24 protein-coding genes, 4 tRNA genes and 1 pseudogene are annotated in these 22,976 nt (G+C 58.9%); 7 read left to right on the top strand and 22 right to left on the bottom strand.

Annotated features, from left to right (window positions below; all coding sequences use genetic code 11):
- Positions 1-54: 54 nt before the first annotated feature.
- A complete protein-coding gene (locus tag CRO75_RS21615; protein ID WP_097138016.1) occupies positions 55-1,011 on the bottom strand; it encodes a sugar ABC transporter substrate-binding protein in 957 nt (318 codons plus the stop codon).
- 247 nt (positions 1,012-1,258) lie between these two features.
- Positions 1,259-1,717: a hypothetical protein gene (locus tag CRO75_RS21610; RefSeq protein ID WP_097138014.1), complete on the bottom strand. Its 459-nt coding sequence runs from the start codon at positions 1,715-1,717 to the stop codon at positions 1,259-1,261.
- Positions 1,718-2,041: 324 nt separating this feature from the next.
- Between CRO75_RS21610 and CRO75_RS21605 the strand changes: the two genes are divergently transcribed.
- The 3 genes from CRO75_RS21605 to CRO75_RS21595 all read left to right on the top strand — a co-directional run bounded on the left by CRO75_RS21605 (position 2,042) and on the right by CRO75_RS21595 (position 4,296).
- Positions 2,042-3,130 (top strand): asparaginase, encoded by a 1,089-nt coding sequence (locus CRO75_RS21605; protein WP_062823040.1) that lies wholly within the window; start codon positions 2,042-2,044, stop codon positions 3,128-3,130.
- Between the two features lie 235 nt (positions 3,131-3,365).
- On the top strand, positions 3,366-3,602 hold the full coding sequence (locus CRO75_RS21600; RefSeq protein ID WP_007920547.1) for a DUF1654 domain-containing protein: 237 nt from the start codon (positions 3,366-3,368) through the stop codon (positions 3,600-3,602).
- A 4-nt stretch (positions 3,603-3,606) separates the two neighbouring features.
- On the top strand, positions 3,607-4,296 hold the full coding sequence (locus CRO75_RS21595) for an endonuclease I family protein (protein WP_007920548.1): 690 nt from the start codon (positions 3,607-3,609) through the stop codon (positions 4,294-4,296).
- A 103-nt stretch (positions 4,297-4,399) separates the two neighbouring features.
- Here CRO75_RS21595 and CRO75_RS21590 read toward each other — a convergent pair whose 3' ends face one another.
- Positions 4,400-4,756: an SPOR domain-containing protein gene (locus CRO75_RS21590; protein WP_009043049.1), complete on the bottom strand. Its 357-nt coding sequence runs from the start codon at positions 4,754-4,756 to the stop codon at positions 4,400-4,402.
- 267 nt (positions 4,757-5,023) lie between these two features.
- Between CRO75_RS21590 and csrA the strand changes: the two genes are divergently transcribed.
- Positions 5,024-5,218: a carbon storage regulator CsrA gene (gene csrA / locus CRO75_RS21585; RefSeq protein ID WP_007920550.1), complete on the top strand. Its 195-nt coding sequence runs from the start codon at positions 5,024-5,026 to the stop codon at positions 5,216-5,218.
- 346 nt (positions 5,219-5,564) lie between these two features.
- Positions 5,565-5,813 (top strand): hypothetical protein, encoded by a 249-nt coding sequence (locus tag CRO75_RS21580; RefSeq protein ID WP_007920551.1) that lies wholly within the window; start codon positions 5,565-5,567, stop codon positions 5,811-5,813.
- 64 nt (positions 5,814-5,877) lie between these two features.
- Here CRO75_RS21580 and CRO75_RS21575 read toward each other — a convergent pair whose 3' ends face one another.
- The 7 genes from CRO75_RS21575 to CRO75_RS21545 all read right to left on the bottom strand — a co-directional run bounded on the left by CRO75_RS21575 (position 5,878) and on the right by CRO75_RS21545 (position 10,966).
- Positions 5,878-6,339: a DUF2214 family protein gene (locus CRO75_RS21575; protein ID WP_097138012.1), complete on the bottom strand. Its 462-nt coding sequence runs from the start codon at positions 6,337-6,339 to the stop codon at positions 5,878-5,880.
- A gap of 134 nt (positions 6,340-6,473) precedes the next feature.
- A complete protein-coding gene (locus tag CRO75_RS21570; RefSeq protein ID WP_097138010.1) occupies positions 6,474-7,937 on the bottom strand; it encodes a glycosyl hydrolase family 18 protein in 1,464 nt (487 codons plus the stop codon).
- 60 nt (positions 7,938-7,997) lie between these two features.
- Positions 7,998-8,627 (bottom strand): lytic polysaccharide monooxygenase auxiliary activity family 9 protein, encoded by a 630-nt coding sequence (locus CRO75_RS21565; protein WP_097138008.1) that lies wholly within the window; start codon positions 8,625-8,627, stop codon positions 7,998-8,000.
- Positions 8,628-8,950: 323 nt separating this feature from the next.
- Complete coding sequence (locus tag CRO75_RS21560) at positions 8,951-9,301, bottom strand: hypothetical protein (protein WP_007920558.1); 351 nt, start codon at positions 9,299-9,301, stop codon at positions 8,951-8,953.
- Positions 9,302-9,457: 156 nt separating this feature from the next.
- Positions 9,458-9,820 (bottom strand): NUDIX domain-containing protein, encoded by a 363-nt coding sequence (locus CRO75_RS21555; RefSeq protein WP_009043045.1) that lies wholly within the window; start codon positions 9,818-9,820, stop codon positions 9,458-9,460.
- 170 nt (positions 9,821-9,990) lie between these two features.
- Positions 9,991-10,467, bottom strand: coding sequence for a DUF3757 domain-containing protein (locus tag CRO75_RS21550; protein WP_177409775.1), 477 nt, complete (start codon positions 10,465-10,467; stop codon positions 9,991-9,993).
- Positions 10,468-10,889: 422 nt separating this feature from the next.
- Positions 10,890-10,966: transfer RNA gene (locus CRO75_RS21545), tRNA-Val, on the bottom strand.
- Positions 10,967-11,149: 183 nt separating this feature from the next.
- On the opposite strand from CRO75_RS21545, the gene CRO75_RS21540 reads away from it, so the two are divergent.
- The gene (locus CRO75_RS21540; RefSeq protein ID WP_097138006.1) at positions 11,150-12,433 is read left to right on the top strand and encodes an FAD-binding oxidoreductase; all 1,284 of its coding nucleotides are present in this window, start codon (positions 11,150-11,152) and stop codon (positions 12,431-12,433) included.
- Positions 12,434-12,640: 207 nt separating this feature from the next.
- On the opposite strand, the gene CRO75_RS21535 is transcribed toward CRO75_RS21540, so the two are convergent.
- The 12 genes from CRO75_RS21535 to truA form a co-directional block, all read right to left on the bottom strand.
- Positions 12,641-12,717 (bottom strand) — tRNA-Asp (locus tag CRO75_RS21535).
- 101 nt (positions 12,718-12,818) lie between these two features.
- Positions 12,819-12,895, bottom strand: a tRNA-Asp gene (locus CRO75_RS21530).
- Between the two features lie 59 nt (positions 12,896-12,954).
- A tRNA-Val gene (locus CRO75_RS21525) sits at positions 12,955-13,030 on the bottom strand.
- A 160-nt stretch (positions 13,031-13,190) separates the two neighbouring features.
- Positions 13,191-13,967, bottom strand: a complete 777-nt coding sequence (locus CRO75_RS21520; protein ID WP_097138004.1) for an SDR family oxidoreductase — start codon at positions 13,965-13,967, stop codon at positions 13,191-13,193.
- Positions 13,964-15,175 (bottom strand): O-succinylhomoserine sulfhydrylase, encoded by a 1,212-nt coding sequence (locus CRO75_RS21515; protein ID WP_097138003.1) that lies wholly within the window; start codon positions 15,173-15,175, stop codon positions 13,964-13,966. The genes CRO75_RS21520 and CRO75_RS21515 overlap by 4 nt, the downstream gene beginning before the upstream one ends.
- A gap of 34 nt (positions 15,176-15,209) precedes the next feature.
- Positions 15,210-16,715, bottom strand: a complete 1,506-nt coding sequence (gene purF / locus CRO75_RS21510) for an amidophosphoribosyltransferase (RefSeq protein WP_007921973.1) — start codon at positions 16,713-16,715, stop codon at positions 15,210-15,212.
- Positions 16,716-16,756: 41 nt separating this feature from the next.
- Positions 16,757-17,314: a CvpA family protein gene (locus CRO75_RS21505; RefSeq protein WP_009048107.1), complete on the bottom strand. Its 558-nt coding sequence runs from the start codon at positions 17,312-17,314 to the stop codon at positions 16,757-16,759.
- Between the two features lie 98 nt (positions 17,315-17,412).
- A complete protein-coding gene (locus CRO75_RS21500) occupies positions 17,413-18,090 on the bottom strand; it encodes an SPOR domain-containing protein (RefSeq protein ID WP_097138001.1) in 678 nt (225 codons plus the stop codon).
- The gene (gene folC / locus CRO75_RS21495) at positions 18,074-19,381 is read right to left on the bottom strand and encodes a bifunctional tetrahydrofolate synthase/dihydrofolate synthase (protein WP_097137999.1); all 1,308 of its coding nucleotides are present in this window, start codon (positions 19,379-19,381) and stop codon (positions 18,074-18,076) included. The genes CRO75_RS21500 and folC overlap by 17 nt, the downstream gene beginning before the upstream one ends.
- Positions 19,378-20,298, bottom strand: a complete 921-nt coding sequence (accD, locus tag CRO75_RS21490) for an acetyl-CoA carboxylase, carboxyltransferase subunit beta (RefSeq protein ID WP_007921980.1) — start codon at positions 20,296-20,298, stop codon at positions 19,378-19,380. The genes folC and accD overlap by 4 nt, the downstream gene beginning before the upstream one ends.
- A gap of 268 nt (positions 20,299-20,566) precedes the next feature.
- Positions 20,567-21,190, bottom strand: a complete 624-nt coding sequence (locus CRO75_RS21485; protein ID WP_097137997.1) for a phosphoribosylanthranilate isomerase — start codon at positions 21,188-21,190, stop codon at positions 20,567-20,569.
- Positions 21,191-21,254: 64 nt separating this feature from the next.
- Complete coding sequence (truA, locus tag CRO75_RS21480) at positions 21,255-22,079, bottom strand: tRNA pseudouridine(38-40) synthase TruA (RefSeq protein WP_097137995.1); 825 nt, start codon at positions 22,077-22,079, stop codon at positions 21,255-21,257.
- Between the two features lie 230 nt (positions 22,080-22,309).
- On the opposite strand from truA, the pseudogene CRO75_RS21475 reads away from it, so the two are divergent.
- A pseudogene (locus CRO75_RS21475) lies at positions 22,310-22,970 on the top strand (M24 family metallopeptidase).
- The last annotated feature ends 6 nt before the right edge of the window (positions 22,971-22,976 follow it).

The raw sequence follows: 22,976 nt of genomic DNA, 5'->3' as shown, positions 1-22,976 counted from the left end.
AAACTCTCCATGCGCCCGCCTGTTCAGGCGGGCGCCGTTGCGCCGCCAGAAAGATTACTGGGTGACCAGCTCAACCGGAGTTTCGATCACGCCATTGGCGCCACCGTCCACCTTCTCGCCCTTGAGGATCTTCAGCGCCGTCTCGATGCCGAAGACCGCCTGCTTGGCGGCAAACTGGTCGGCGGTCGCCAGCACGCGACCGTCCTTGAGCATCGGCTTGATGGCATTGATGTTGTCGTAGCCGACCACCTTGACCTTGCCGGCCTTGCCCGCCGCGCGCACCGCCGAGACGGCACCGACGGCCATGCTGTCGTTGCCGGCCAGCAGCGCCTTGAGGTTCGGGTATTCGCTGAGCATCGCGGCAGCGACACGGTTGCCGGCGTCGATTTCCCAATCACCGGATTGCAGCGAGACCACCTTGATCTGCGCGGCCTCCATCGCATCCTTGAAGCCTGCGGTGCGCTGCTGGGCGTTGGTGGTGGTCGACACGCCTTCGATGATGCCGACTTCGTCCCCGGCCTTCAGATCCTTGGCCAGGTACTCGCCCACCAGACGCGCGCCCTTGCGGTTGTCGGGACCGACAAAAGGCACGCTGATGTTTTTGCTTTTGAGTACGGCCGGATCCAGCTGGTTGTCGATGTTGATCACGGTGATACCGGCGTCCACCGCCTTCTTGATCACCGGCACCATGGCCTTGGAGTCCGCCGGGGCGATCACCAGCGCGTTGACCTTGGAAACGATCATCTGCTCGACGATACGGATCTGGTTGGCGGTGTCGGTTTCATCCTTGATGCCGTTGGAAACCAGGTCGAAATCGGTGGCATGGTCTTTTTGATACGCCTTGGCGCCGTCTTCCATGGTGAGGAAAAACTCGTTGGCCAGGGATTTCATGACCAGGGCGACCTTGGGTTTTTCCGGGGTCTCGGCGAATGCCGAAGAAAGGGGAAGCGTAGCGGATGCGGCAGCCAGAACAGCGACAGCGAGAAGACGTCCAGCGAATGGCAGCTTCATGAGTTCACTCCGATCTTATGATTATTGTGAGCAACGCTTGCGCCGGAGTACGCTCGACGACCTTCAGCCCCCCGATTAACGCGGATTGAAGCGAACCTGAGAGGTGTATGACTTTTATCGCCCAGGGCCTGCGCAAACGTTTGCGTAAACCGAACTATGCGAACCCTGCCGCTATTTGTCAACGGGCAAACCAAGCCCATGAGCCGCCCGGAATGCCAGGACAGGCGCCCCGCACGACATCACACAATCATGCGGTGGTACTGACCAGCGTGCCTGACGAAGCGTCCTTGCTCAGTTCCTTGACCAGCTTCCCCACCACTTCCTGCAGCGCGCCGTTGGTATCGACGATCTGGCCTTGAATCGCCATCACCACGGTCGCCTTGGCTTCAGGGGTCGGATAACTCGCCGCCTGGGCAGCGGCCAACTGCTGCTGTTGCTCCTGCAATTGGGCCTGCAGTTCTTTCATGCGCTTGAGCAGCATTTTCACCACCAGGCTTTGATTGTCCCCTTCAGAGCCTTGGGTTTCTGCCTTCTCGGCCTTCTCGGCCTCGGAAGCGGATGCCACTCGCAGCTTGCCCTCTTCATCGATCCCCAGGGCTTGCGCAGCGCTATCGGCGACGCCCTGGCTCAGAGCCTCGATAGTGGCCGGTGATTTACCGTTGATGGTGATGGCCCCGGCAGCGGGAAAACCGACAGAAATAGACATGTGAGCTCCATAAAGAAACGATCCTTGAAGGGCATCGGCTGCAAGGGCCTTCTCTTTAATTCAGCCTTTTCCTCAGGCTAACCAGAACTGTCGGACAACCGAACGTAAATCTTCCGAGCATTCGGAAAACCGGACAACGAAACGGCCACCGAATCCGATAACTAAAAATAAGTTGATATAAATCATTAAGTTAAAAGAGTTTTGCGAGCAAAGTCCGGCTGGTACAGATCCTGCTGTTCCCCTTTCGCCCGCGGCATTCAGATCTGTCTCGGGTGTATCTAGATGAACCTGCACCAGCACCGTCTCACTACTAGAGAGAAAATAATGAAATCTGCTTTCAACACCCTTGTTCCGGGCGCTTTGGCCCTCCTCTTGCTCCTTCCGACTGCATTGCAGGCCAAGGAAGTCGAAACCCAACAGAAGCTGGCCAACGTGGTCGTGCTCGCTACCGGCGGCACCATTGCCGGCGCTGGCGCCAGTGCCGCCAACAGCGCCACCTACCAGGCCGCCAAAGTCGGCATCGAGCAGTTGATCGCCGGGATCCCCGAGCTCAGCCAGGTCGCCAATGTGCGTGGCGAACAGGTCATGCAGATCGCCTCTGAAAGCATCACCAACGAAAACCTGCTGCAACTGGGCCGCCGCGTTGCCGAACTGGCAGACAGCAAGGACGTCGATGGCATCGTCATCACCCACGGCACCGACACCCTGGAAGAAACCGCGTACTTCCTGAACCTGGTGGAAAAGACCGACAAGCCCATCGTAGTGGTCGGCTCCATGCGTCCAGGCACCGCCATGTCGGCGGACGGCATGCTCAACCTGTACAACGCCGTCGCCGTCGCCGGCAGCAAGGAAGCCCATGGCAAGGGCGTGCTGGTCACCATGAACGACGAGATCCAGTCGGGTCGCGACGTCAGCAAAATGATCAATATCAAGACCGAAGCCTTCAAGAGCCCATGGGGCCCGCTGGGCATGGTGGTGGAAGGCAAATCCTACTGGTTCCGCCTGCCGGCCAAGCGTCACACCCTGGATTCGGAATTCGACATCAAGACCATCAAGAGCCTGCCTGACGTCGAAATCGCCTATGGCTATGGCAACGTCAGCGACACCGCCTACAAGGCCCTGGCCCAGTCCGGCGCCAAAGCCATCATCCACGCCGGTACCGGCAATGGCTCGGTGTCTTCCCGCGTAGTGCCGGCCCTGCAGGAGCTGCGCAAGAATGGCGTACAGATCATTCGTTCGTCCCACGTCAATGCCGGCGGCTTCGTACTGCGCAACGCAGAACAGCCTGACGACAAATACGACTGGGTCGTCGCCAACGACCTGAACCCGCAGAAAGCCCGCATCCTGGCCATGGTCGCCCTGACCAAGACCCAGGACAGCAAGGAACTGCAGCGGATGTTCTGGGAATACTGATTGGCCCGCCCGACCTGCTCTGGTCGGGCACCGATCTACCCCGCACTCGCCCGCCCTGGGCGAGTGCTCCGCCCCGGTTGGCCTGCCCTCTTCTTTATCCCGCAGATAAAAAACTCAATCGTTTTGCAGTAATCCGCGGATATTGCTGTCAGAAGAACCTCTTGAATTTTAAGCGGTTGCGAAATTTCCTACAGTAAAATACTGTACGCGCATACAGCTTAATAAGGAATGTTCCGTGCCCGCCGCAGCACCACCAAGCTCTTATGAACGCCTCGGTTTGCGCGTTCAGAAAATCATCAACTCGCCCAACGCACAAAAAGCCAAGGCCGCCCTGATCTTCCGTCAGCCCGACGAAGCGGTCGACGAGTGGGAACGCCTGCTCGAAGAAATCGCCGAAAACGACAACGTCACCCTCGCCTATCGCGATGACGGCGGTGTGCAGATTTTCTGGGTTGTGCCGAAGGAAGACTGAGTCGATGATTGCCCGCTGTTTTGCTGTACTGCTGTTTTGCGTTGCTCTGAATGCCCACGCCGATGCGCCCCGTACCTTCAACGAAGCGAAGAAGATCGCCTGGAAGCTGTACGCCCCGCAATCCACCGAGTTCTACTGTGGCTGCAAGTACAGCGGCAATCGGGTCAACCTCGCCGCCTGCGGCTATGTCCCCCGCAAGAACGCCAATCGCGCCGCGCGCATCGAATGGGAGCACATCGTTCCCGCCTGGCAGATCGGCCACCAGCGTCAATGCTGGCAGCAAGGCGGGCGCAAGAACTGCACACGCCACGACCCGATTTATCAACGCGCCGAAGCCGACCTGCACAACCTGGTGCCGAGCATCGGCGAGGTCAATGGCGACCGTAACAACTTCAGCTTCGGCTGGCTGCCGGCGCGGTCCGGCCAATACGGTTCGTGCCTGACTCAGGTCGACTTCAAGGCCAAGAAGGTCATGCCGCGCCCATCCATTCGCGGCATGATCGCCCGGACCTATTTCTATATGAGCAAGCAGTACAACCTGCGCCTGTCGAAACAGGATCGCCAGTTGTACGAAGCCTGGAACAAGACCTATCCGGTACAACCCTGGGAGCGCCAGCGCAATCAGAGCGTGGCTTGTGTGATGGGGCGTGGCAACGAGTTCGTCGGCCCGGTCAACCTGAAGGCCTGCGGCTGATATCCGTCCGGGTTGCCGATTAACGTCTGGGGCATGGATGGCCCCCTCAAGGATGATTGAGCGCCGGCAAGACTGGCCTTGACCCGGCACCCAAAAGAACGGCTTATTGCGCGACGCGGTGCTCGATCACCTGCGGCTCGATATTGCGCTTCTTGGCCTTGGTCAGCTTCTCGACCAGCTCGGTTTTCTTGGCTTCGGCTTCGGCCTGGGAATCGAACGGGCCGATCAGCACCCGATCCTTGCCATCTTCGACGACAACATAGGAAATGATCCCGTGTTCGATCAGCCAGCCGGCCAGATCGCTCGTCGCCTGAGGCAGGGTGCCGGCGACCAGCACATCCCATTGCGGTTTCGTGGCGGCCTGCGGCGGCTGTGCCTGGACAACCGGCGCCACCTTCTTGTCCTCCTCGACATGCTTGCCTTCACCGCATCCCGCCAATGCCAGGACCGCCATCATCATCGCTACTGTGCGCACAACCTACCCCTTGAAAGTCTGAGGCGGCGATTTTAGCACCCCAATCCCCTGTACAAACGCCACAAAATCAGCGCAAAACAAGGAGAATGATATTTATCGCCTCTGTATAGTTGCACCTCGGGAATTAATACAGCGTCTGCGCGTCAGAAAGAGGCACCCACACAGTGGCACTTCGCAGTAATCTATACGCACTACTACCGACATCTGCACTGTCTGAATCAGATGCCCTACTAAGCAATCAAGGAGAAGATCATGCTGATACTCACCCGCAAGGTCGGTGAAAGCATAAATATCGGTGACGACATCACGATCACCATTCTGGGCGTTAGCGGCCAGCAAGTCCGGATCGGCATCAATGCCCCGAAAGACGTCGCAGTCCATCGCGAAGAAATCTACCAACGGATCCAAGCCGGCCTCACCGCCCCGGACAAACGCGAAACACCTTGAGCGTCATGAGCGGCCAGCCCTTTGTCTCATCACAATGGCTGGCGCAGCGTCATCGTTGATTGATTCCCCGCAGCACCCTCCCCCTCTTCAAATGGCAGCGGCGCAGTTCAGGCCGCCAGCGCCAGCCCTGGCAAAAGTGCGTTACCCAAGCCCTCCACTGATAGCGCTCCATCCCGGCAATCGGTCGATACGACTCGGCCGGGAGAAGCCCTCCCTCGTTTTTGTATAAATACTCAGTAGCGTGGCAATGAGCAGGAGGAGTAATTTCAAGACCTACCGCCTCCGCGAACCCGCCGAGGCTCCCCCCTTGCCATCGGCAGATGCTTTACGAACAAGGAGCGGTCATATGCAAGAGTTCGCTTACCTTCTGATCACCAACGACCTGAATGCGATGCGGACCATTGCCGCCTGCTCGACGGAGGGGCTCTACGAAGTCAAACGCGGAATATTCACCTTCCGCTCCGAGGCCAACGTCGACTACCTGCACCGCGTGCTGGCTATCGTCAGCGACGAGTTCGGCATCATTCCCGTGCAGCAGGCCGAGTTCAAAACCAACCGGGCCACCATCAGCAAAGCTTTCAGCCAACTCTGCTAGAGCGCGCGGTGCTCGATGACGCGCAACAGCCTGCAGCGAGCCCGAGGACATGCGACTCCTCACCTCATGACTGGCCGAGCATGACCCCACGCGCCATGCCACTGGCCGCCACTACTATCAGCACAATCAACAGCGCCTGCAGGTGGCTGATGCGCGCAAACCGCGTGGCGCGGCCGGTATCGATCGACGCCCCGCGCCCCAGGGCGATTCGCCATTTGATCAACACCACCATCGGCCATATTTCGAGCAACAGGATGATGACGAACAGGGTCATCTTGATGTGAAACAGCGGCTGGTGCAGGTAGTAATCCGTGCCTTTTTCGTAGCCCGCGAAGGCGCGCAGCAAGCCGGTGATCAACAACACCGCGGCGGCCAGCCCCCAGCCATTGTCGGCCAGCAGAGCGCGGCGCACGTCTGCCCCCTCGGTGACCACGCGGCGCAACGCTGTACCGCGATTGAGCACCGCCGCAAAGGCGATAGCAAAGGCCAACAAGTGTACGGCCGCGAGAAACCAGGGCATGAGCATCGTTCCACTCTCCATTGACGGATGACAAAAACGGCCTGTGAGTATTAGCCCATAACCCGCAGCTTTGCCTTGCCCGACACCCAATAAAAAAGGCGCCCGTCATCGGGGCGCCTCTGTACTGCTCCTACCCGCGTTCACGCACGACGCTGAACCGCCATCTTGGCCCAAAGGGTGAAGGCGACATCCGGAGTCCAGCCGGCATTCGAGGTGTGCTCTTGCAAGCACAGATACAGATTGCCCTGATAAGTCACCCCATCATCCTTGCGATAGTGATGATTCAACTGCCATTCCGGGTATTGCGGATCAGGCACCCCGCCGGCGGTCTTGACGTTCAGGTTGGTACTGGGCAGCGACTGATTGCCCTGGGCGTCCGTGGCGCTGACAAAGTAGCTGTACAGCGTATCGGTTTTCAGCCCCTCGTCCTTCAAGGTCAGCGAGGCCGTCTGGGCCACCGGCTTGCCATCGCGAAACAGGGTGTAGAACTCGATCGGACGAACACCGTGGGCAGCACTCCAGCTCAAGGTCACGCTGTTCTCTGTCTGCGCGGGGGAAAACAGGTTGCCCGGCGCCGAAGGTCGCTCCTCGCCGCTGCCGCCATGAATCAGCGGCGCGTAGCGATCACGGAACTCCCAGTTGTAACGGACGCCGTACTTGTTGAGGCCATCATCCCAATTGACCGACCAGGTCATCAGGCCCTTGATCGACAATCCGGCATGATCCAGACGCTTGAAGGCATTGCTCACTGCCGCAGGGTCGATGACATACCCAGTTGCTGCCGCGTCGACGTTGGCCGGCAGACCGATCACGAACTTGTCGGCAGGGATGGCGATATAGCCACGCGTACCGGTGACCAGGCTCTCGGTCAGATAAAACAGAAAGTCTTCCTTCAGCGCATCGTTGTTCTGGGCAATCCAGGCACCCTGCCCGCCGTTGGCTTCCTGGACCCACAGACCGTCGCCGCCCTGGTTGTAGTATTGCGGCGCAATGAAATCGTAGTAGCCATCCAGCGCCTGGATATAACCGACGTATTTGCCGCCGGTGGCGAGGTAGGGAAACTCCGGCGCCATGCTGATGATGAAATGCTTGCCCTCGCCTGCGTAGTGATCCTTCACCAGCTTGAGCGCCGCCGGCAGCACGATCTTGTTGTCGGCAAAATCGATGGCGCTCTGCTCGAGGTCGATGTCCAGCCCATCGAAACCATAGGTTTCCACCAGACGGATGATTTCGTGGGCCAACGCTTGCTCGTTGCCCTTGTGCAACTCGATATGAGCGTCCGCACCGCCAAGGGAAATCAACACCGCCCGCCCCTGGCTGTTGAGCACGCCAACCTGGCGCCGGAACTCCTCGTCCGACAGGTTGTAGGGCTTGAAGGTGGGAATGCCGTTGCCCTTCATGAAGGCCACCGCCACCACGTTGTATTCCTTGGGTACATCCACCAGGTCGAGGTTGGCGAACTGCCCCTGCTGGTAGCCGTCACTGGGGCCTGCCGGCCAGTTGTGCCAGAAGCCCATGAGAATCTTCTTGCCTGCGATCGACGGCATCAACGATGCCGAATCATTCGCCTGAGTCTTTACCGCTGCAAAGTTGATCTTGTTCACGTTCTAATCCTTCAGAACCATTTAAAGAGGATGACAACTTCTGCTGTTATTCGAAGTCGACTATTTGAAGTCGACGTCGAACGCCTGATAGAACGCATTGCCAGTGTTGGCGACAATCCACGCCAGAACAATCACGTGATGGCCTTTCTTGTTTTTGGGCAGGGTCACCTGATGTTCGATCTTGGCCTTCATTTCATCGCCGTGCTGGTCATACGGAACTTGTGTGTAGAAGTCCTTGAAGAAAGCCTGCGGCTCCAGTTGCGCACGGCTGATACGCTGTTTCGGGTCCCAGCCATCTTTGGTGATGAACCAGCTGTAACCGCGGGTCACATGAGGAGCGGTGTACTCCCACTTGACCTGAAACACCTGCCCCGGATCGACGTTGAGCAACGGCCAGGAGAACGAACGCCCAAGCTTCTTCGACATTTCTTCATTGGTGAAGTTGAGGCAGTCACGCTCGTCGGTCTTGCCGCCGCTGAGGATATACCCATCAGCCGGTGGCACAACGCTGGCGACGTCGCTCTCGTATGGCTTCTGAAAAGGTCCGCCCACCAGGGCTGGGAAATTTTTACCGCCTTCCATCTCATTGACCTGCCAGGTGCCGAGCAGCCCCAGCTCGACGGCGACAGCGCCACGGCTGGAGGGGGATACGACACGCCCGTGTTTCGGTTGAACTAATGGCTTATTCATTATTGTTCACTCCTTTGTTTAAATAAATCTCCTTCTTGAGGAGAACTTTTAAACTAGTCCAAACCAGTGTTTTGTCTACTGATTCGCGCATACAAAATGCCCAGCAAATTGTCGCACCTCAACAAAGCCTGGACATCAACCAATAATTACAGCGCAAACCTACAGGGAGAAAGGCAAATAACTTACACAAGCAACTAAATGAATATTCAACTAGCCTCTTGTCAACCAACCCTTCAGGAAAAACAATGGAGTTCTTCAATAAACCATAAACCCGGCAAGAGCCGGGTTCATGATCCGTTTACTGGATAGCGTTCAAAAAGGAATTACAGGCAAGTCGCCAATGCGGCCAGTCTACGCTTGGCGACCCAGTTGTCCTGGACCGCGTAATAATTGACGGTGGTACCCGAAGCCTGCCCCCGAATATCGGCAAAGGACTCCGCCGAACGGGTATAGACCGTGTATCCACCCACCTTGGCAGATTCCAGATAGGCCGACGCATCCACACCAAACACAGCTTCGTCCTGCCAGGCAAACTGCACACACTGCGCCACGATTTGCTCCGCCTTGGCCGACGAGAGCACCTTGTAGGGGCTCTTCGAACGCGCCTCATTCATCGCCGAGCCGGCACACCCCGCCAGTAACGCCACGACCATTACCGCCATCAACACCCGCATCACGCTACCTCGCCGTAAAAACGCGACTGTATCACTCACATGACAAGCCATTGGCACTCGGCTGCGAGAAAACCACTCGCAGACCATTTCGCTCACTGGCCGGAAAAACAAAAACCCGCGCAAGGCGGGCTTCTTCATGAATCGATAACACCTCGGTTAAAGGCGGCGTAAAAACGAGCTCACAATACTCTTGGTGGCAGCCGTTGCATCCAGCTCACGGGCAGCCCCATAGGCATGCCAAGCAATGGCTGCAATTTCATTCAAGGGCCGGGCATCCTCGGCATTGGCCACGGCAACCTCGAATACGTGATGCCGTACATTGCCGGCGTCGAACTCCAGGATGTAAAGAGGCTCACTGGCATCCAGCCCTGTCTCTTCCCGCAACTCACGTATCGCGGCAGCAGCGGGAGACTCCCCAGGCTCGACCTTGCCGCCCGGTAAAGACCATTTTGCGCGATCCTTGCGGACAAAAAGAATTTGCCCTCCGTGCGCACAAATTACCGTCGCTCTACTCTTCATACCTGCACCCTACCCGACCACATCCTGCCCGTATTGCGCAGGGAACGTGCATACAGACCGAAAACCGACTTAAAAGTGTCACAAAAATGTCATTAAATGCATAAGCATTAAAGATGCCAAAAAACAACGGCATAGCCTGGAACAAAACCCATCCATACAGACGTAGACATTCACTTCAAATAAAAACTGCATGCATCTCTATAGGTATCCGTGCATTCCAGGATTGTTGATGAGGAGAAGTCTCGAGACTCTTTCCATGACAACGAGTTTCCAATCCACATGACCTGTTTGTAATGACCGCCGAGATCAAGATGCATATTCAAATATCGGCCACCGGAGGTCACATAGATACAGCTATTTATAAAACCAACTTTATCGACACCTTGGTGAGTCAATACAAAATAGCTTTTCTCAAAGTTGGTAACAGCTTCCATGGCACCGTCAACCAGCACACCTGTCCATTCAACACCCTCACTTTTAGCTGGCGCGCTAAAAATCCCCATCACGCCCTTGATATCTCGCGGCGAAGGACATGATTCCTGATCACCCGGCCAGTCAGGGATATTGAGGTCATTGCCACCAGGCGCGGCATGCACGAATGTAAATAGCTGCGAACACAGCAACACCCAACCCAACAATCTAGACACGTTCCATTCCTTCGTAAATATCAGAAGGAAGGTTCTATCAACTAGAACAACTTTAGAATGTAGGACGATTCCTAAAATATTAGTTTTTTCTCTTAAGCCCAGCAGTCTCTCCATCGAAGCGCCCGCTCTTGGTGGTCACTTGCAAAGTGCAGTCACAACGACGCCCCTGACTAAAGCGTGCTATCCATCTGGACCAGGCCTGCCTCCAACGCCGCGAAAATCTCCAGCTTGAAGTCATCGGTGGACCTTGAAAGAACACTATCAGGAAGGGCATGCCGAAAAAGAGATCGTGTACCTGGAAGCAGGTGCCGACTTGGCCTTTTGAGTGGCGGCTTTGCAAAGGTTTTGAAAACCGCGGACAACAAAAAAGGGCCCACCTTTCGGTGGGCCCTTCCAGACCGCCCAGCAGAGCGGATTTTGTTTGGTAGGCGCGATTGGACTCGAACCAACGACCCCCACCATGTCAAGGTGGTGCTCTAACCAACTGAGCTACGTGCCTGCTGTGAGGCGGCATTCTACGGAATTCCGGAGGGGTGTCAACACCTTTTTTGCAGCTAACCCTCTGAATATGCGAATTTTTATTTTTTGAGCCTGCCAAGAAGATTTTTCGATGGCTGGTAGGCGTTTTTCAACTCAGGTAGGATCCACGCAATCGTCAAGAATATTAAACAGAGGTTGCAGGATGGCGAACACACCTTACCCACAGTCGTATTACGCGGCGTCAGCCAACGCTGCTCCAGCCCGGCCGCTGCTGCAAGATGATGTGGAAACCGATGTCTGCGTGATCGGTGCCGGCTACACCGGCCTCTCCAGTGCCCTGTTCCTGCTTGAGAATGGTTTTAAAGTCACCGTCCTGGAAGCGGCCAAGGTAGGCTTCGGCGCTTCCGGGCGCAACGGTGGACAGATCGTCAATAGCTATAGCCGCGACATTGATGTGATTGAACGCAGTGTCGGCCCCAAGCAAGCTCAACTGCTTGGCCAGATGGCCTTCGAAGGCGGCAGGATCATCCGTGAGCGGGTCGCCAAGTATCAAATCCAGTGCGACCTGAAGGATGGCGGAGTGTTCGCCGCCATCACCAGCAAGCAGATGGGTCACCTGGAGTCGCAGAAGCGCCTGTGGGAGCGCTACGGCCACACCCAGCTGGAATTGCTCGATCAGCGCCGAATTCGCGAAGTCGTCGCTTGTGACCTGTACCAGGGCGGCATGCTCGACATGAGCGGCGGGCATATCCACCCACTCAATCTGGCACTGGGTGAAGCGGCAGCCGTGGAATCCGTGGGTGGCATTATCTACGAGCAGTCCCCGGCGGTACGCATCGAACGCGGTGCCAATCCGGTGATACATACCCCTCAAGGCAAGGTCAGGGCCAAGTTCGTCATAGTCGCGGGCAACGCCTACCTGGGCAACCTGGTGCCGGAGCTGGCCGCCAAGTCAATGCCGTGCGGCACCCAAGTCATCACCACTGAACCATTGAGCGATGAGCTAGCAAAAAGTCTGCTTCCCCAGGACTACTGCGTCGAGGACTGCAACTATCTGCTGGATTACTACCGTCTTTCCGCCGACAAGCGCCTTATCTTTGGCGGCGGCGTAGTCTACGGCGCTCGCGACCCGGCAAATATCGAAGCCATCATCCGACCGAAGATGCTCAAGGCCTTCCCGCAACTCAAGGATGTGAAGATCGACTACGCCTGGACCGGCAACTTCCTGCTGACCCTGTCGCGCCTGCCGCAAGTCGGACGCCTGGGCGACAACATCTACTACTCCCAGGGCTGCAGCGGCCATGGCGTCACCTACACCCATCTGGCGGGCAAGGTACTGGCAGAGGCCCTGCGCGGCCAGGCAGAGCGTTTTGACGCCTTTGCCGAGCTGCCGCACTACCCCTTCCCTGGCGGCCAGCTGTTGCGCACCCCATTTACCGCAATGGGCGCCTGGTATTACAGCCTGCGGGACAAGCTGGGGTTCTGATAACCCTGCCTCTCTGCAAATAAAAAACCGCCCATAAGGCGGTTTTTTATTTGCAGAAAGGCAATATCGACTGCCTGAGCAGTATCGAAAAAGCCGGATTCCGAAAACAAAAAACCCCGATCTTTCGACCAGGGTCTTTGCTATCGATCCGAAGAGCTTGCGGCTTCTTCGTCACTTGAAGGCGTTCAGCGTTCCTTCAAGTAGATATGGCGCAGCGGACGGGACTCGAACCCGCGACCCCCGGCGTGACAGGCCGGTATTCTAACCGACTGAACTACCGCTGCGTATCGCTTGGACTTGCGTCCATGTGAACCATTTAAATCGTCTGACTGAAAAACTTCGATGCTTTTCAATCTCAGAGCAGGAATACCTGATCTGGAAAATATGGCGCAGCGGACGGGACTCGAACCCGCGACCCCCGGCGTGACAGGCCGGTATTCTAACCGACTGAACTACCGCTGCGCGTCGGTTGGATGCTTCCGTGGAAGCCTCCGCCTTTCTTTCGAAAGACACTCAAGAAGTGGTGGGTGATGACGGGATCGAACCGCCGACCCTCTGCTTGTAAGGCAGATGCTCTCCCGGCTGAGCTAATCACCCTTTGCTTCGTTGAGGCCGCGAAATTTACGCAGATACCGATGCTAAGTCAATACCCTGCTTGAAGTTTTTCTGAAAAAGACAAAATCACGACAACGCCTGAAAAAAGGAATCAACAACACCGACGACCTAAAGCCGTGCTCGTTGCGCCCTCCACACGCCATCAGTCGCGATAAATCATTTTTTTGCTCATACCGCCGTCGACCACGAACTCCTGGCCAGTGACAAAACCGGAGTTCTTCGACAACAGCCACGCCACCATCGCCGCCACATCCTCGACCGTCCCAACCCTGCCCGCCGGATGCTGGGCATGATCGGCATCGCTCAGAGGCTCGGCCCGACGCGCCGCCGGGTCCCGAGCGTCGATCCAGCCGGGGCTGACCGCATTGACCCGGATCTCCGGCCCCAGACTCATGGCCAATGCATGGGTCAAGGCCAGCAGACCGCCCTTGCTCGCCGCATAGGCTTCAGTGTCCGGTTCCGATTGCCGGGCACGGGTAGATGCCAGATTGACGATGGCTCCGCCATGAGCGCGCAGATATGGCGCACAATGCTTGGCCAGGAGCATCGGACCGCTGAGGTTCACCGCCAGCACCCGATTCCAGTAAGCCAGGTCGAGGCTTTCCAGGGTGATGTTGCGCGGATCGGCGACTGCTGCATTACACACCAGCGCATCGAGGCGCCCGAACTGCCCGAGCACTTCGGCGACACCCAGGGCGACCTGCGCTTCATCCGCCACATCCATGCCAATGAACCAGGCACTGTCACCCAGGACCTTGGCCACCTGGGAGCCGCGCACGCGATCCAGATCGGTCAGCACCACCTGCCAACCTTCGCTGATCAGCCAGGCAGCGATGCCCAGGCCGATACCGCGTGCCGCGCCAGTCACCAGAGCGACGCGGCCGCTGGCAATGCTCTGCTGTTCGGACAACTCGATCACAAGGCTGCCAACCCGCGCGCCAGGTCGGCTTGCAGGTCCACCACATCCTCAAGGCCGACAGCGACACGAATCAGGCTGTCACGAATGCCCGCCGCTTCACGCTCTTGCGGCGCCAGACGGCCATGAGAGGTGGTGCTCGGATGAGTGATGGTGGTCTTGCTATCGCCCAGGTTGGCGGTAATGGAAATCAGGCGAGTGGCGTCTATAAAACGCCAGGCCCCGTCCTTGCCGCCCTTGACCTCAAAGCTCACCACCGCGCCGAAACCACGTTGCTGACGCTTTGCCAGTTCGTATTGCGGATGGCTTGGCAGACCGGCGTAGTGCACCTTCTCGATACCGTCCTGCTGCTCCAGCCATTCGGCCAGGGCCTGGGCATTGGCACAATGGGCGCGCATCCGCAGGTTGAGGGTTTCGAGGCCCTTGAGGAAGATCCAGGCGTTGAACGGACTCAGGGTCGGTCCCGCGGTACGCAGGAAACCCACCACTTCTTTCATCTGTTCGCTACGGCCAGCCACCACACCGCCCATGCAACGACCCTGACCATCGATGAACTTGGTCGCCGAGTGCACCACCACGTCCGCGCCCAGCTTCAGCGGCTGCTGCAACGCCGGGGTACAGAAACAGTTGTCGACCACCAGCATCGCGCCCTTGGCGTGAGCGATTTCGGACAACGCAGCGATATCCACCAGTTCGGCGAGCGGGTTGGACGGCGATTCAACGAACAGCAACTTGGTATTGGCCTTGATCGCCGCATCCCAGCCGGACAGGTCCGCCAGGGGCACGTAATCGACCTCGATACCGAAGCGCTTGAAATACTTTTCGAACAGGCTGATGGTCGAGCCAAACACACTGCGCGAAACCAATACATGGTCGCCCGCGCTGCACAAACTCATGACCACCGAGAGAATCGCCGCCATGCCAGTGGCCGTGGCCACCGCCTGCTCGGCGCCTTCCAGGGCGGCGATACGCTCTTCGAACGCCCGCACGGTCGGGTTGGTGTAGCGGGAATAGACATTGCCCGGCACCTCGCCGGCGAACCGCGCGGCCGCATCGGCGGCCGTGCGGAACACGTAGCTGGAGGTGAAGAACATCGGATCGCCGTGCTCCCCTTCCGGGGTACGGTGTTGGCCGGCGCGCACGGCCAGGGTGTCGAAAGCTACGCCATCAAGGTCGCTGTCCAGCCGACCGGCATCCCAATCCTGACTCATGCCGCCTACTCCTTATGTCTTCTAATGCTCTAGATCAGTTGTTGTACAGATCGATGATCGCACTGACCGCCTGGGTCTTGGCCTTGGAGGCATCGTTACGTGCGTTTTCGATCTTGTTCAGGTAGGCCTCGTCGACGTCACCAGTGACATACTTGCCGTCGAACACCGCGCAGTCGAAGTTCTCGATCTTGATCTTGCCGCCACCGACCGCCTCGATCAGATCAGGCAGATCCTGGTAGATCAGCCAGTCGGCGCCAATCAGATCAGCCACATCCTGAGTCGAACGATTGTGTGCGATCAGCTCATGCGCGCTCGGCATGTCGATGCCATATACGTTCGGGAAACGCACGGCAGGCGCCGCGGAGCAGAAGTAGACGTTCTTCGCACCGGCTTCACGAGCCATCTGGATGATCTGCTTGCAGGTGGTGCCGCGAACGATCGAGTCATCCACCAGCATCACGTTCTTGCCGCGGAACTCCAGCTCGATGGCATTGAGTTTCTGGCGCACGGATTTTTTCCGCGCGGCCTGGCCCGGCATGATGAAGGTCCGGCCGATGTAGCGGTTCTTCACGAAGCCTTCGCGGAACTTGACGCCCAAGTGGTTCGCCAGCTCCAGCGCCGCGGTACGGCTGGTATCCGGAATAGGGATGACCACATCGATATCGTGATCCGGACGCTCGCGCAGGATCTTCTCGGCCAGCTTCTCGCCCATGCGCAGGCGCGCCTTGTACACCGACACGCCGTCGATGATCGAGTCCGGACGCGCCAGGTAGACATGTTCGAAAATGCACGGAGTCAGTTTCGGATTGGTCGCGCACTGACGGGTGTGCAGCTTGCCGTCTTCGGTGATGTAGACCGCTTCGCCCGGTGCCAGGTCGCGAATCAGGGTGAAGCCCAGCACATCCAGGGACACGCTTTCGGAGGCGATCATGTATTCGACGCCTTCGTCGGTGTGACGCTGACCGAAAACGATAGGGCGAATACCGTGAGGGTCGCGGAAGCCAACGATGCCATAACCGGTGACCATGGCGACTACCGCATAACCGCCAACGCAACGGTTGTGCACATCGGTCACGGCGGCGAATACGTCTTCTTCGGTCGGTTGCAGCTTGCCGCGCTGGGCCAGCTCGTGAGCGAAGACGTTGAGCAGGACTTCCGAATCGGAATTGGTGTTGACGTGGCGCAAGTCAGATTCGTAGATCTCCTTGGCCAGCTGTTCAACATTGGTCAGGTTACCGTTATGCGCCAGGGTGATGCCGTAAGGCGAGTTGACGTAAAACGGTTGAGCTTCGGCCGAAGTCGAGCTGCCAGCGGTCGGATACCGCACATGGCCGATACCCATGTGACCGACCAGGCGCTGCATGTGCCGTTGATGGAAAACGTCACGGACCAGGCCGTTGTCCTTGCGCAGGAATAACCGGCCATCATGGCTGGTCACGATACCGGCAGCGTCCTGGCCGCGGTGCTGGAGGACGGTTAGCGCGTCATACAGCGCCTGATTGACGTTCGACTTACCGACGATACCGACGATGCCACACATGCGACGCAACCCCTACTTAATGAAACTGAACTGAACACATCTTACTGAGGCGTTTTGGCCGGTAAGAGTTGTTCCTTGAACGGTATTTCAGCGGGTACGCTGATACCGCTGGCCAGCCACTGACTGCTCCACCCCAATATGAGGTTTTTTGACCAGTCTGCAACCAATAGAAATTGTGGCACCAGTCGCGACTGCTGCCACCAGGAATCCTGTTGTACCGGCCCCAGGCTCAACAGCCCGACCGCCACGACCACCAGCAACGCGCCACGCGCCGCGCCGAAGGCCATGCCGAGGAACCGATCGGTCCCGGATAGCCCGGTGACGCGAACCAATTCGCCGATAAGATAATTGATCATTGCGCCCACGATTAAAGTGGCGACAAACATGATGGCACAGCCCGCGATCACGCGAGCCGAGGGAGTCTCGATGTATCCGCCGAGGTATTCGGACAGAGAGCCACCAAACATCCAGGCAACGACTCCTGCGACGATCCAGGTAAGCAGCGACAGCGCTTCTTTGACGAAGCCGCGACTCAAACTGATCAAAGCGGAGATGGCGATGATTGCAACGATCGCCCAGTCAACCCAGGTAAATGGCACAGTGCAGCCTACAGACGGATAAGGCGGCGCATTTTAACAGAGCGCATGGCCGTCGGTAAGCTGCGATTCACTGTGCTTTGCAAATCAAGGCGATAGCCTTAACCGCGCTCAGGCTGGAAGCGCACGACAAAACCCTTGAGGTTCTGCTGACGGCTCAGCAAATCGCGCAGGCGGTCCGCCTCGGCCCGCTCGATCAATGGACCGACGAATACCCGGTTCTTGCCATCGGCGGAACGGATATAGGCGTTGTAACCCTGGCTACGCAGGGTTTTCTGCAGGTTCTCGGCGCTTTCCCGACTGGACAGGCTAGCCAGTTGCACCGACCAACTGACTGACAAGCCGTTTGCATCGACACGGCTTGGGGTCGCATCGGGCTTGGCTGGCGCTGCGGCAATCGGCTGGGCCGGAGCCGGCTTGGGGGCTGGCGCCGGAGGTGGAACCACGGGCTTGCTCGTGGCGACTGGCGGTGCCACCGGGACTGGAGCCGGAGCAACCGGAGCACCTGGCGCAATCGGCATCGAAGGCGCGGCCTGCTGGGCCACTTCTTCATCGGTGGGTACCGGCTCCTGTGGCAGCGCCTGCGGCTCTGGCACCACCACAGGCTCAACTTGCACCTGGGTTACAGCAGGCGCCTGAGGCACTGCTGGCGCCTCGACATTGATATGCCGCTGCTCATCTTCGCGGGAAAACAGCATCGGCAGGAAAATCACCGCCAACGCCACCAGAACCAGAGCCCCAACCATTCGCTGCTTGTAGACGTTATCCAGCATAGCCATGTGCAGCTTCCTCCGTGGAGCGCCGAGCGAGCCACTCGAGCGCCTCGGCAACACAATAAAAAGATCCTAACAGCAGAATCTCGTCTTCGGCCGTAGCCTGCGCACACTGCCCTTCCAGGGCTGCGGCGACACTCTCATAAGACGCTACCGAAGCCCCAAGGTTCTGCAGTGCCGCCTGCAAGTCCGCAACGGGACGCGCACGGGCAGAATCCAGCGGCGCCACCGCCCAATGCTCGACACAGGCATCCAGGCGGGCAACCACGCCCTCCAGATCCTTGTCCGCCAACAGGCCGAATACCGCCAGGCGCTTGCCCGCCACTGGTCGGCGCATCAGGCGCTCGGCCAGATACTCCGCGGCATGGGGGTTGTGCCCGACATCCAGCAACAAGTTCAGGCGCTTGCCCTGCCATTCGAACTGACGGCGATCCAGGCGCCCGACCACTCGTGTCTGCTGCAAGGCTTCGGCGATGCGTTCGGCCTGCCAAGGCAGCCCCAGCAACAAATAGGCCTGCAAGGCCAGCGCGGCGTTCTCCATGGGCAGATCGAGCAGCGGCAAGTCGCGCAGCTCGACAGCATTGCCCCGCGAATCGAGACCCCGCCACTGCCAGTTCGCCTCGGTGATCCCCAGGTCGAAATCACGACCGCGCAGGAAGAACGGGCAGTTCAATTCACGCGCCTTATCCAGCAAGGGCTGAGGGGGATTCAGGTCACCGCAGAGCGCAGGCGCGCCCTGACGGAAAATCCCGGCCTTCTCGAAGGCCACGGACTCACGGGTGTCACCCAGATAATCGACATGGTCGACGCCGATACTGGTGACCAGCGCCAGATCCGCATCCACCAGATTGACCGCGTCCAAGCGCCCACCCAGGCCGACTTCCAGCACCACGGCATCGAGACCGGCACGCTGGAACAGCCAGAAGGCCGCCAGGGTACCCATCTCGAAATAGGTCAGGGAAATTTCACCGCGTCCGGCTTCGACCGCGACAAAGGCCTCGCACAGCTCGGCATCGCTGGCTTCGACGCCATCGATCTGCACGCGCTCGTTGTAGCGCAACAGATGGGGGGAATTGTAGACACCGACCTTCAGCCCCTGGGCTCGCAGCAAGGACGCCACGAACGCACAGGTAGAACCCTTGCCGTTGGTACCGGTCACCGTGACGACCCGAGGCGCCAGCCTGCCCAATCCCATGCGGGACGCTACTTCTTGCGAGCGCTCCAGCCCCATGTCGATGGCTGACGGATGCAACTGCTCAAGGTAGGCAAGCCAGTCGCCAAGGGTACGCTCGGTCATATGTTTGCAGGCACCGGTGGCACCACGATCGCCTCGACAGGCGCGGCCACGAACTCAGGCGTCGGCAAACCCATCAGTTGAGCCAGCAGATTGCCCAGGCGCGGACGCAACTCTTGGCGCGGGATGATCATGTCGATAGCGCCATGCTCCAGCAGGAACTCGCTGCGCTGGAAACCTTCCGGCAGTTTTTCACGCACGGTCTGCTCGATCACGCGAGGACCGGCGAAACCGACCAGGGCCTTGGGCTCGGCGACAATCACGTCACCCAGCATCGCCAGGCTGGCGGAAACGCCACCATAGACCGGGTCGGTCAACACGGAGATGAATGGCAGGCCTTCTTCACGCAGACGCGCCAGCACCGCGGAGGTCTTGGCCATTTGCATCAGGGAGATCAGCGCTTCCTGCATCCGCGCACCGCCTGAAGCGGAGAAGCAGACCATCGGGCAACGCTTTTCCAGCGCGTAGTTGGCAGCGCGCACAAAACGCTCGCCAACGATGGCGCCCATGGAGCCGCCCATGAAGGAGAACTCGAACGCCGATACCACCACCGGCATACCCAGCAGGGTCCCGCTCATGGAAATCAGCGCGTCCTTTTCACCGGTCTGTTTCTGGGCCGCGGTCAGGCGATCCTTGTACTTCTTGCCGTCGCGGAACTTCAGACGGTCTACCGGCTCCAGGTCGGCGCCCAGTTCGGCACGGCCTTCAGCGTCGAGGAAAATGTCGATGCGGGCGCGAGCGCCGATGCGCATGTGGTGGTTGCACTTGGGGCAGACGTCCAGGGTCTTTTCCAGCTCCGGACGATACAGCACCGCCTCGCAGGACGGGCACTTGTGCCACAGACCTTCAGGCACCGAGCTTTTCTTCACCTCGGAACGCATGATCGAAGGGATCAGTTTGTCTACTAACCAGTTGCTCATGCTTTCTTTCTCCAGTACCGGCAGCCCGAACGCTCTGGTTCGCGGCCCCGCGTATGCCCTTGAGCTAAATTCATGTGTGCGGCGATGATCTGTTCGCTACTGCGGTCAGCGCGAGCTTGACCTGCCTGTACCGAACGGCTCCTCACCCATCCCGGCAACCCCCGGATAGAGCGGCTGCCACTTCGATTTCGGCCCGCCCAGCGACGGTGCCGGCCTGTTTTGTACAGTGGTGTTATGGACGGCGGCAGACTGCCAGCCGTCACATCGACTAACAGCTGCCGCGAACGGCCTGCATAAATGCGCGAATCTTTGCGTGATCCTTGATGCCCTTGCTCTGCTCCACCCCGCCGCTGACATCCACGGCGTACGGGCGAACCTGCGCTATTGCCTGGCCGACATTCTCGGCAGTCAAGCCACCGGCCAGGATAATCGGCTTGCTCAAGCCTTGCGGTACCAGTGACCAATCGAAGGCTTCGCCGGTTCCACCCGGCACGCCCTCGACGTAGGTATCGAGCAGGATGCCGCTGGCCCGCGCATAAGCCGCGCAACGGCTGGCAATATCGTCGCCGGCCTTGACCCGCAGCGCCTTGATGTAGGGCCGGTGATAGCCCTCGCAGTCCGCCGGTGTTTCATCGCCATGAAACTGCAACAGGTCCAGCGGCACCGCATCGAGGATCTCGCCCAGCTCGCAGCGGCTGGCATTGACGAACAGGCCCACGGTGGTCACGAACGGCGGCAGCGCGGAAACGATCGCCCGCGCCTGCTGGACGTTCACCGCCCGCGGGCTCTTGGCGTAGAACACCAGCCCGATGGCATCGGCCCCGGCCTCGACCGCCGCCAACGCATCCTCAATGCGGGTAATCCCACAAATTTTGCTGCGAACGGCTGACATGTCGTTTAAACCTCAGGGCAAATCCGGGGAAAGTCCCGGATGGTAGCAAATGCTTTTCCGGGCGTCAGCCGTCAAGTTCCGAGAAGCCGGTGAGGAAATGTGGCCCGATGTATCGCTCGGGCAGCTCGAACTCATCGTGATACTCGACCTGCACCAGATACAGTCCGAAAGGATGCGCCGTCACCCCGCCCGTGCGACGAATCCGGCTCTCCAGCACTTCCCTGGCCCACTCGAGCGGACGCTCACCCGCGCCGATGGTCATCAGCACTCCGGCGATATTGCGCACCATGTGATGCAGGAACGCGCTGGCGCGGATATCCAGGACAATCATCTTGCCGTGCCGGGTGACCCGCAGATGGTGGATTTCCTTGATCGGCGACTTGGCCTGGCACTGCCCTGCACGGAATGCACTGAAATCATGGGTACCCACCAGATGCTGGGCAGCCTCGGCCATCCGCTCGACATCCAGCGACCGGTGATTCCAGGTGATCTCCTCGTTCAAGTGCGCCGGACGGATCTGGTCGTTGTAGATCACGTAGCGATAGCGGCGGGCAATCGCCTTGAACCGCGCATGAAAATGCGCCGGCATGACCTTGGCCCAGCTCACGCTGATGTCGTGGGGCAGGTTGATATTGGCCCCCATCACCCACGCCTTCATCGAACGCTCGGCCTGGGTATCGAAGTGCACTACCTGCCCGCAGGCGTGCACGCCGGCGTCGGTACGTCCGGCGCAAGACAGCAGCACCGGCGAGTCCGCCACCCGGGACAGCGCCTTCTCGAGGGTTTCCTGGACACTCGGGACACCGGAAGCCTGACGCTGCCAGCCGCGATAACGCGAGCCCTTGTATTCGACACCCAACGCGATTCTGAAAAAGCCTGCGGCCGCCATTTCGGCGGCCGCGTTATCTATATTTGCCAAGAACTTACAGCCTGCTGATATGCGCAAAGGCGGCCATTATAAGGCGCGCGCAAGCAGACGCCATGCGCGGCCCGCTTTTAGTTGATGTTTGCCCATTAAGCGCCAGCGAGCGTAAACAGGATTGCGTGAAAACCAGGACAAACGCTATATAGATAAATATATAACGAAAACCATAAATCCACTCGACCGGAACCTGACCAATGACCGCCATCAACAAGGAGGCCGTGGGCCTCGCCTACAGCCTGCAAGGCATGCTCCACGCCAAGCGCAAGACCTGGGAAGCCATCGCGCAGATAGCCGCGCGCATTCAGCCAGGCATGCTCGAATCCCAGGCTCGCGCCTTGGGGCTGGAGGTGCTTGCGGAATTGGGCATGGACCGGATCTGGCACCCGGCGCTGGTGCGCTTTGGCGAAAACACCCTGAAGACCTTCAAGCAACGCTCCGAAGGCGATCCGATACTGGGGCGACAACGACATCTTCTTTATCGACCTGGGGGTGGTCTGGGACCGCCACGAAGGCGATTGCGGCGCCACCTTCGTCACCGGCAACGATCCCGAGATGCAAGCCTGCGCCACGGCGGCCCAAACCCTGTTCGAACGGGTTCGCGATCACTGGAACGAGCACAAGGTGGCCGGCCCTGCCCTGTATCGCTATGCCGAAGAACAGGCGATCGCCATGGGCTGGGTGCTGAACCTTGAGATCAAGGGGCACCGGGTCAGCGACTTCCCCCATGCCATTTATCGAGCGGGCGACCTGGGCAACTTCGAGGCATGCCCCAACGTCGGCCTGTGGATTCTGGAAATCCAGATCGCCCACCCTACCCGGCCATTCGGCGCCTTCTACGAAGACCTGCTGGCTTAATCGCGC

The organism is Pseudomonas sp. LAMO17WK12:I10, from assembly GCF_900215185.1.
Classification (GTDB): Bacteria; Pseudomonadota; Gammaproteobacteria; order Pseudomonadales; family Pseudomonadaceae; genus Aquipseudomonas; species Aquipseudomonas chlororaphis.
The sequence above is the reverse complement of the archived record's forward strand: the minus strand, read 5'-3'. Positions and strand labels throughout refer to the sequence as shown.

Bases quoted from the DNA above. Each gene is read 5' to 3' on its own strand.
- CRO75_RS21560 (WP_007920558.1), bottom strand. From the start codon at position 9,301: ATGCGGGTGTTGATGGCGGTAATGGTCGTGGCGTTACTGGCGGGGTGT.
- CRO75_RS21515 (WP_097138003.1), bottom strand. From the start codon at position 15,175: ATGAGTCAGGATTGGGATGCCGGTCGGCTGGACAGCGACCTTGATGGC.
- CRO75_RS21540 (WP_097138006.1), top strand. From the start codon at position 11,150: ATGGCGAACACACCTTACCCACAGTCGTATTACGCGGCGTCAGCCAAC.
- purF (WP_007921973.1), bottom strand. From the start codon at position 16,715: ATGTGTGGCATCGTCGGTATCGTCGGTAAGTCGAACGTCAATCAGGCG.
- CRO75_RS21575 (WP_097138012.1), bottom strand. From the start codon at position 6,339: ATGCTCATGCCCTGGTTTCTCGCGGCCGTACACTTGTTGGCCTTTGCT.
- truA (WP_097137995.1), bottom strand. From the start codon at position 22,079: ATGGCGGCCGCAGGCTTTTTCAGAATCGCGTTGGGTGTCGAATACAAG.
- CRO75_RS21580 (WP_007920551.1), top strand. From the start codon at position 5,565: ATGCAAGAGTTCGCTTACCTTCTGATCACCAACGACCTGAATGCGATG.
- CRO75_RS21595 (WP_007920548.1), top strand. From the start codon at position 3,607: ATGATTGCCCGCTGTTTTGCTGTACTGCTGTTTTGCGTTGCTCTGAAT.
- CRO75_RS21485 (WP_097137997.1), bottom strand. From the start codon at position 21,190: ATGTCAGCCGTTCGCAGCAAAATTTGTGGGATTACCCGCATTGAGGAT.
- CRO75_RS21500 (WP_097138001.1), bottom strand. From the start codon at position 18,090: ATGGCTATGCTGGATAACGTCTACAAGCAGCGAATGGTTGGGGCTCTG.
- accD (WP_007921980.1), bottom strand. From the start codon at position 20,298: ATGAGCAACTGGTTAGTAGACAAACTGATCCCTTCGATCATGCGTTCC.
- CRO75_RS21555 (WP_009043045.1), bottom strand. From the start codon at position 9,820: ATGAAGAGTAGAGCGACGGTAATTTGTGCGCACGGAGGGCAAATTCTT.
- CRO75_RS21590 (WP_009043049.1), bottom strand. From the start codon at position 4,756: ATGATGATGGCGGTCCTGGCATTGGCGGGATGCGGTGAAGGCAAGCAT.
- CRO75_RS21615 (WP_097138016.1), bottom strand. From the start codon at position 1,011: ATGAAGCTGCCATTCGCTGGACGTCTTCTCGCTGTCGCTGTTCTGGCT.
- folC (WP_097137999.1), bottom strand. From the start codon at position 19,381: ATGACCGAGCGTACCCTTGGCGACTGGCTTGCCTACCTTGAGCAGTTG.
- CRO75_RS21605 (WP_062823040.1), top strand. From the start codon at position 2,042: ATGAAATCTGCTTTCAACACCCTTGTTCCGGGCGCTTTGGCCCTCCTC.
- CRO75_RS21610 (WP_097138014.1), bottom strand. From the start codon at position 1,717: ATGTCTATTTCTGTCGGTTTTCCCGCTGCCGGGGCCATCACCATCAAC.
- csrA (WP_007920550.1), top strand. From the start codon at position 5,024: ATGCTGATACTCACCCGCAAGGTCGGTGAAAGCATAAATATCGGTGAC.
- CRO75_RS21565 (WP_097138008.1), bottom strand. From the start codon at position 8,627: ATGAATAAGCCATTAGTTCAACCGAAACACGGGCGTGTCGTATCCCCC.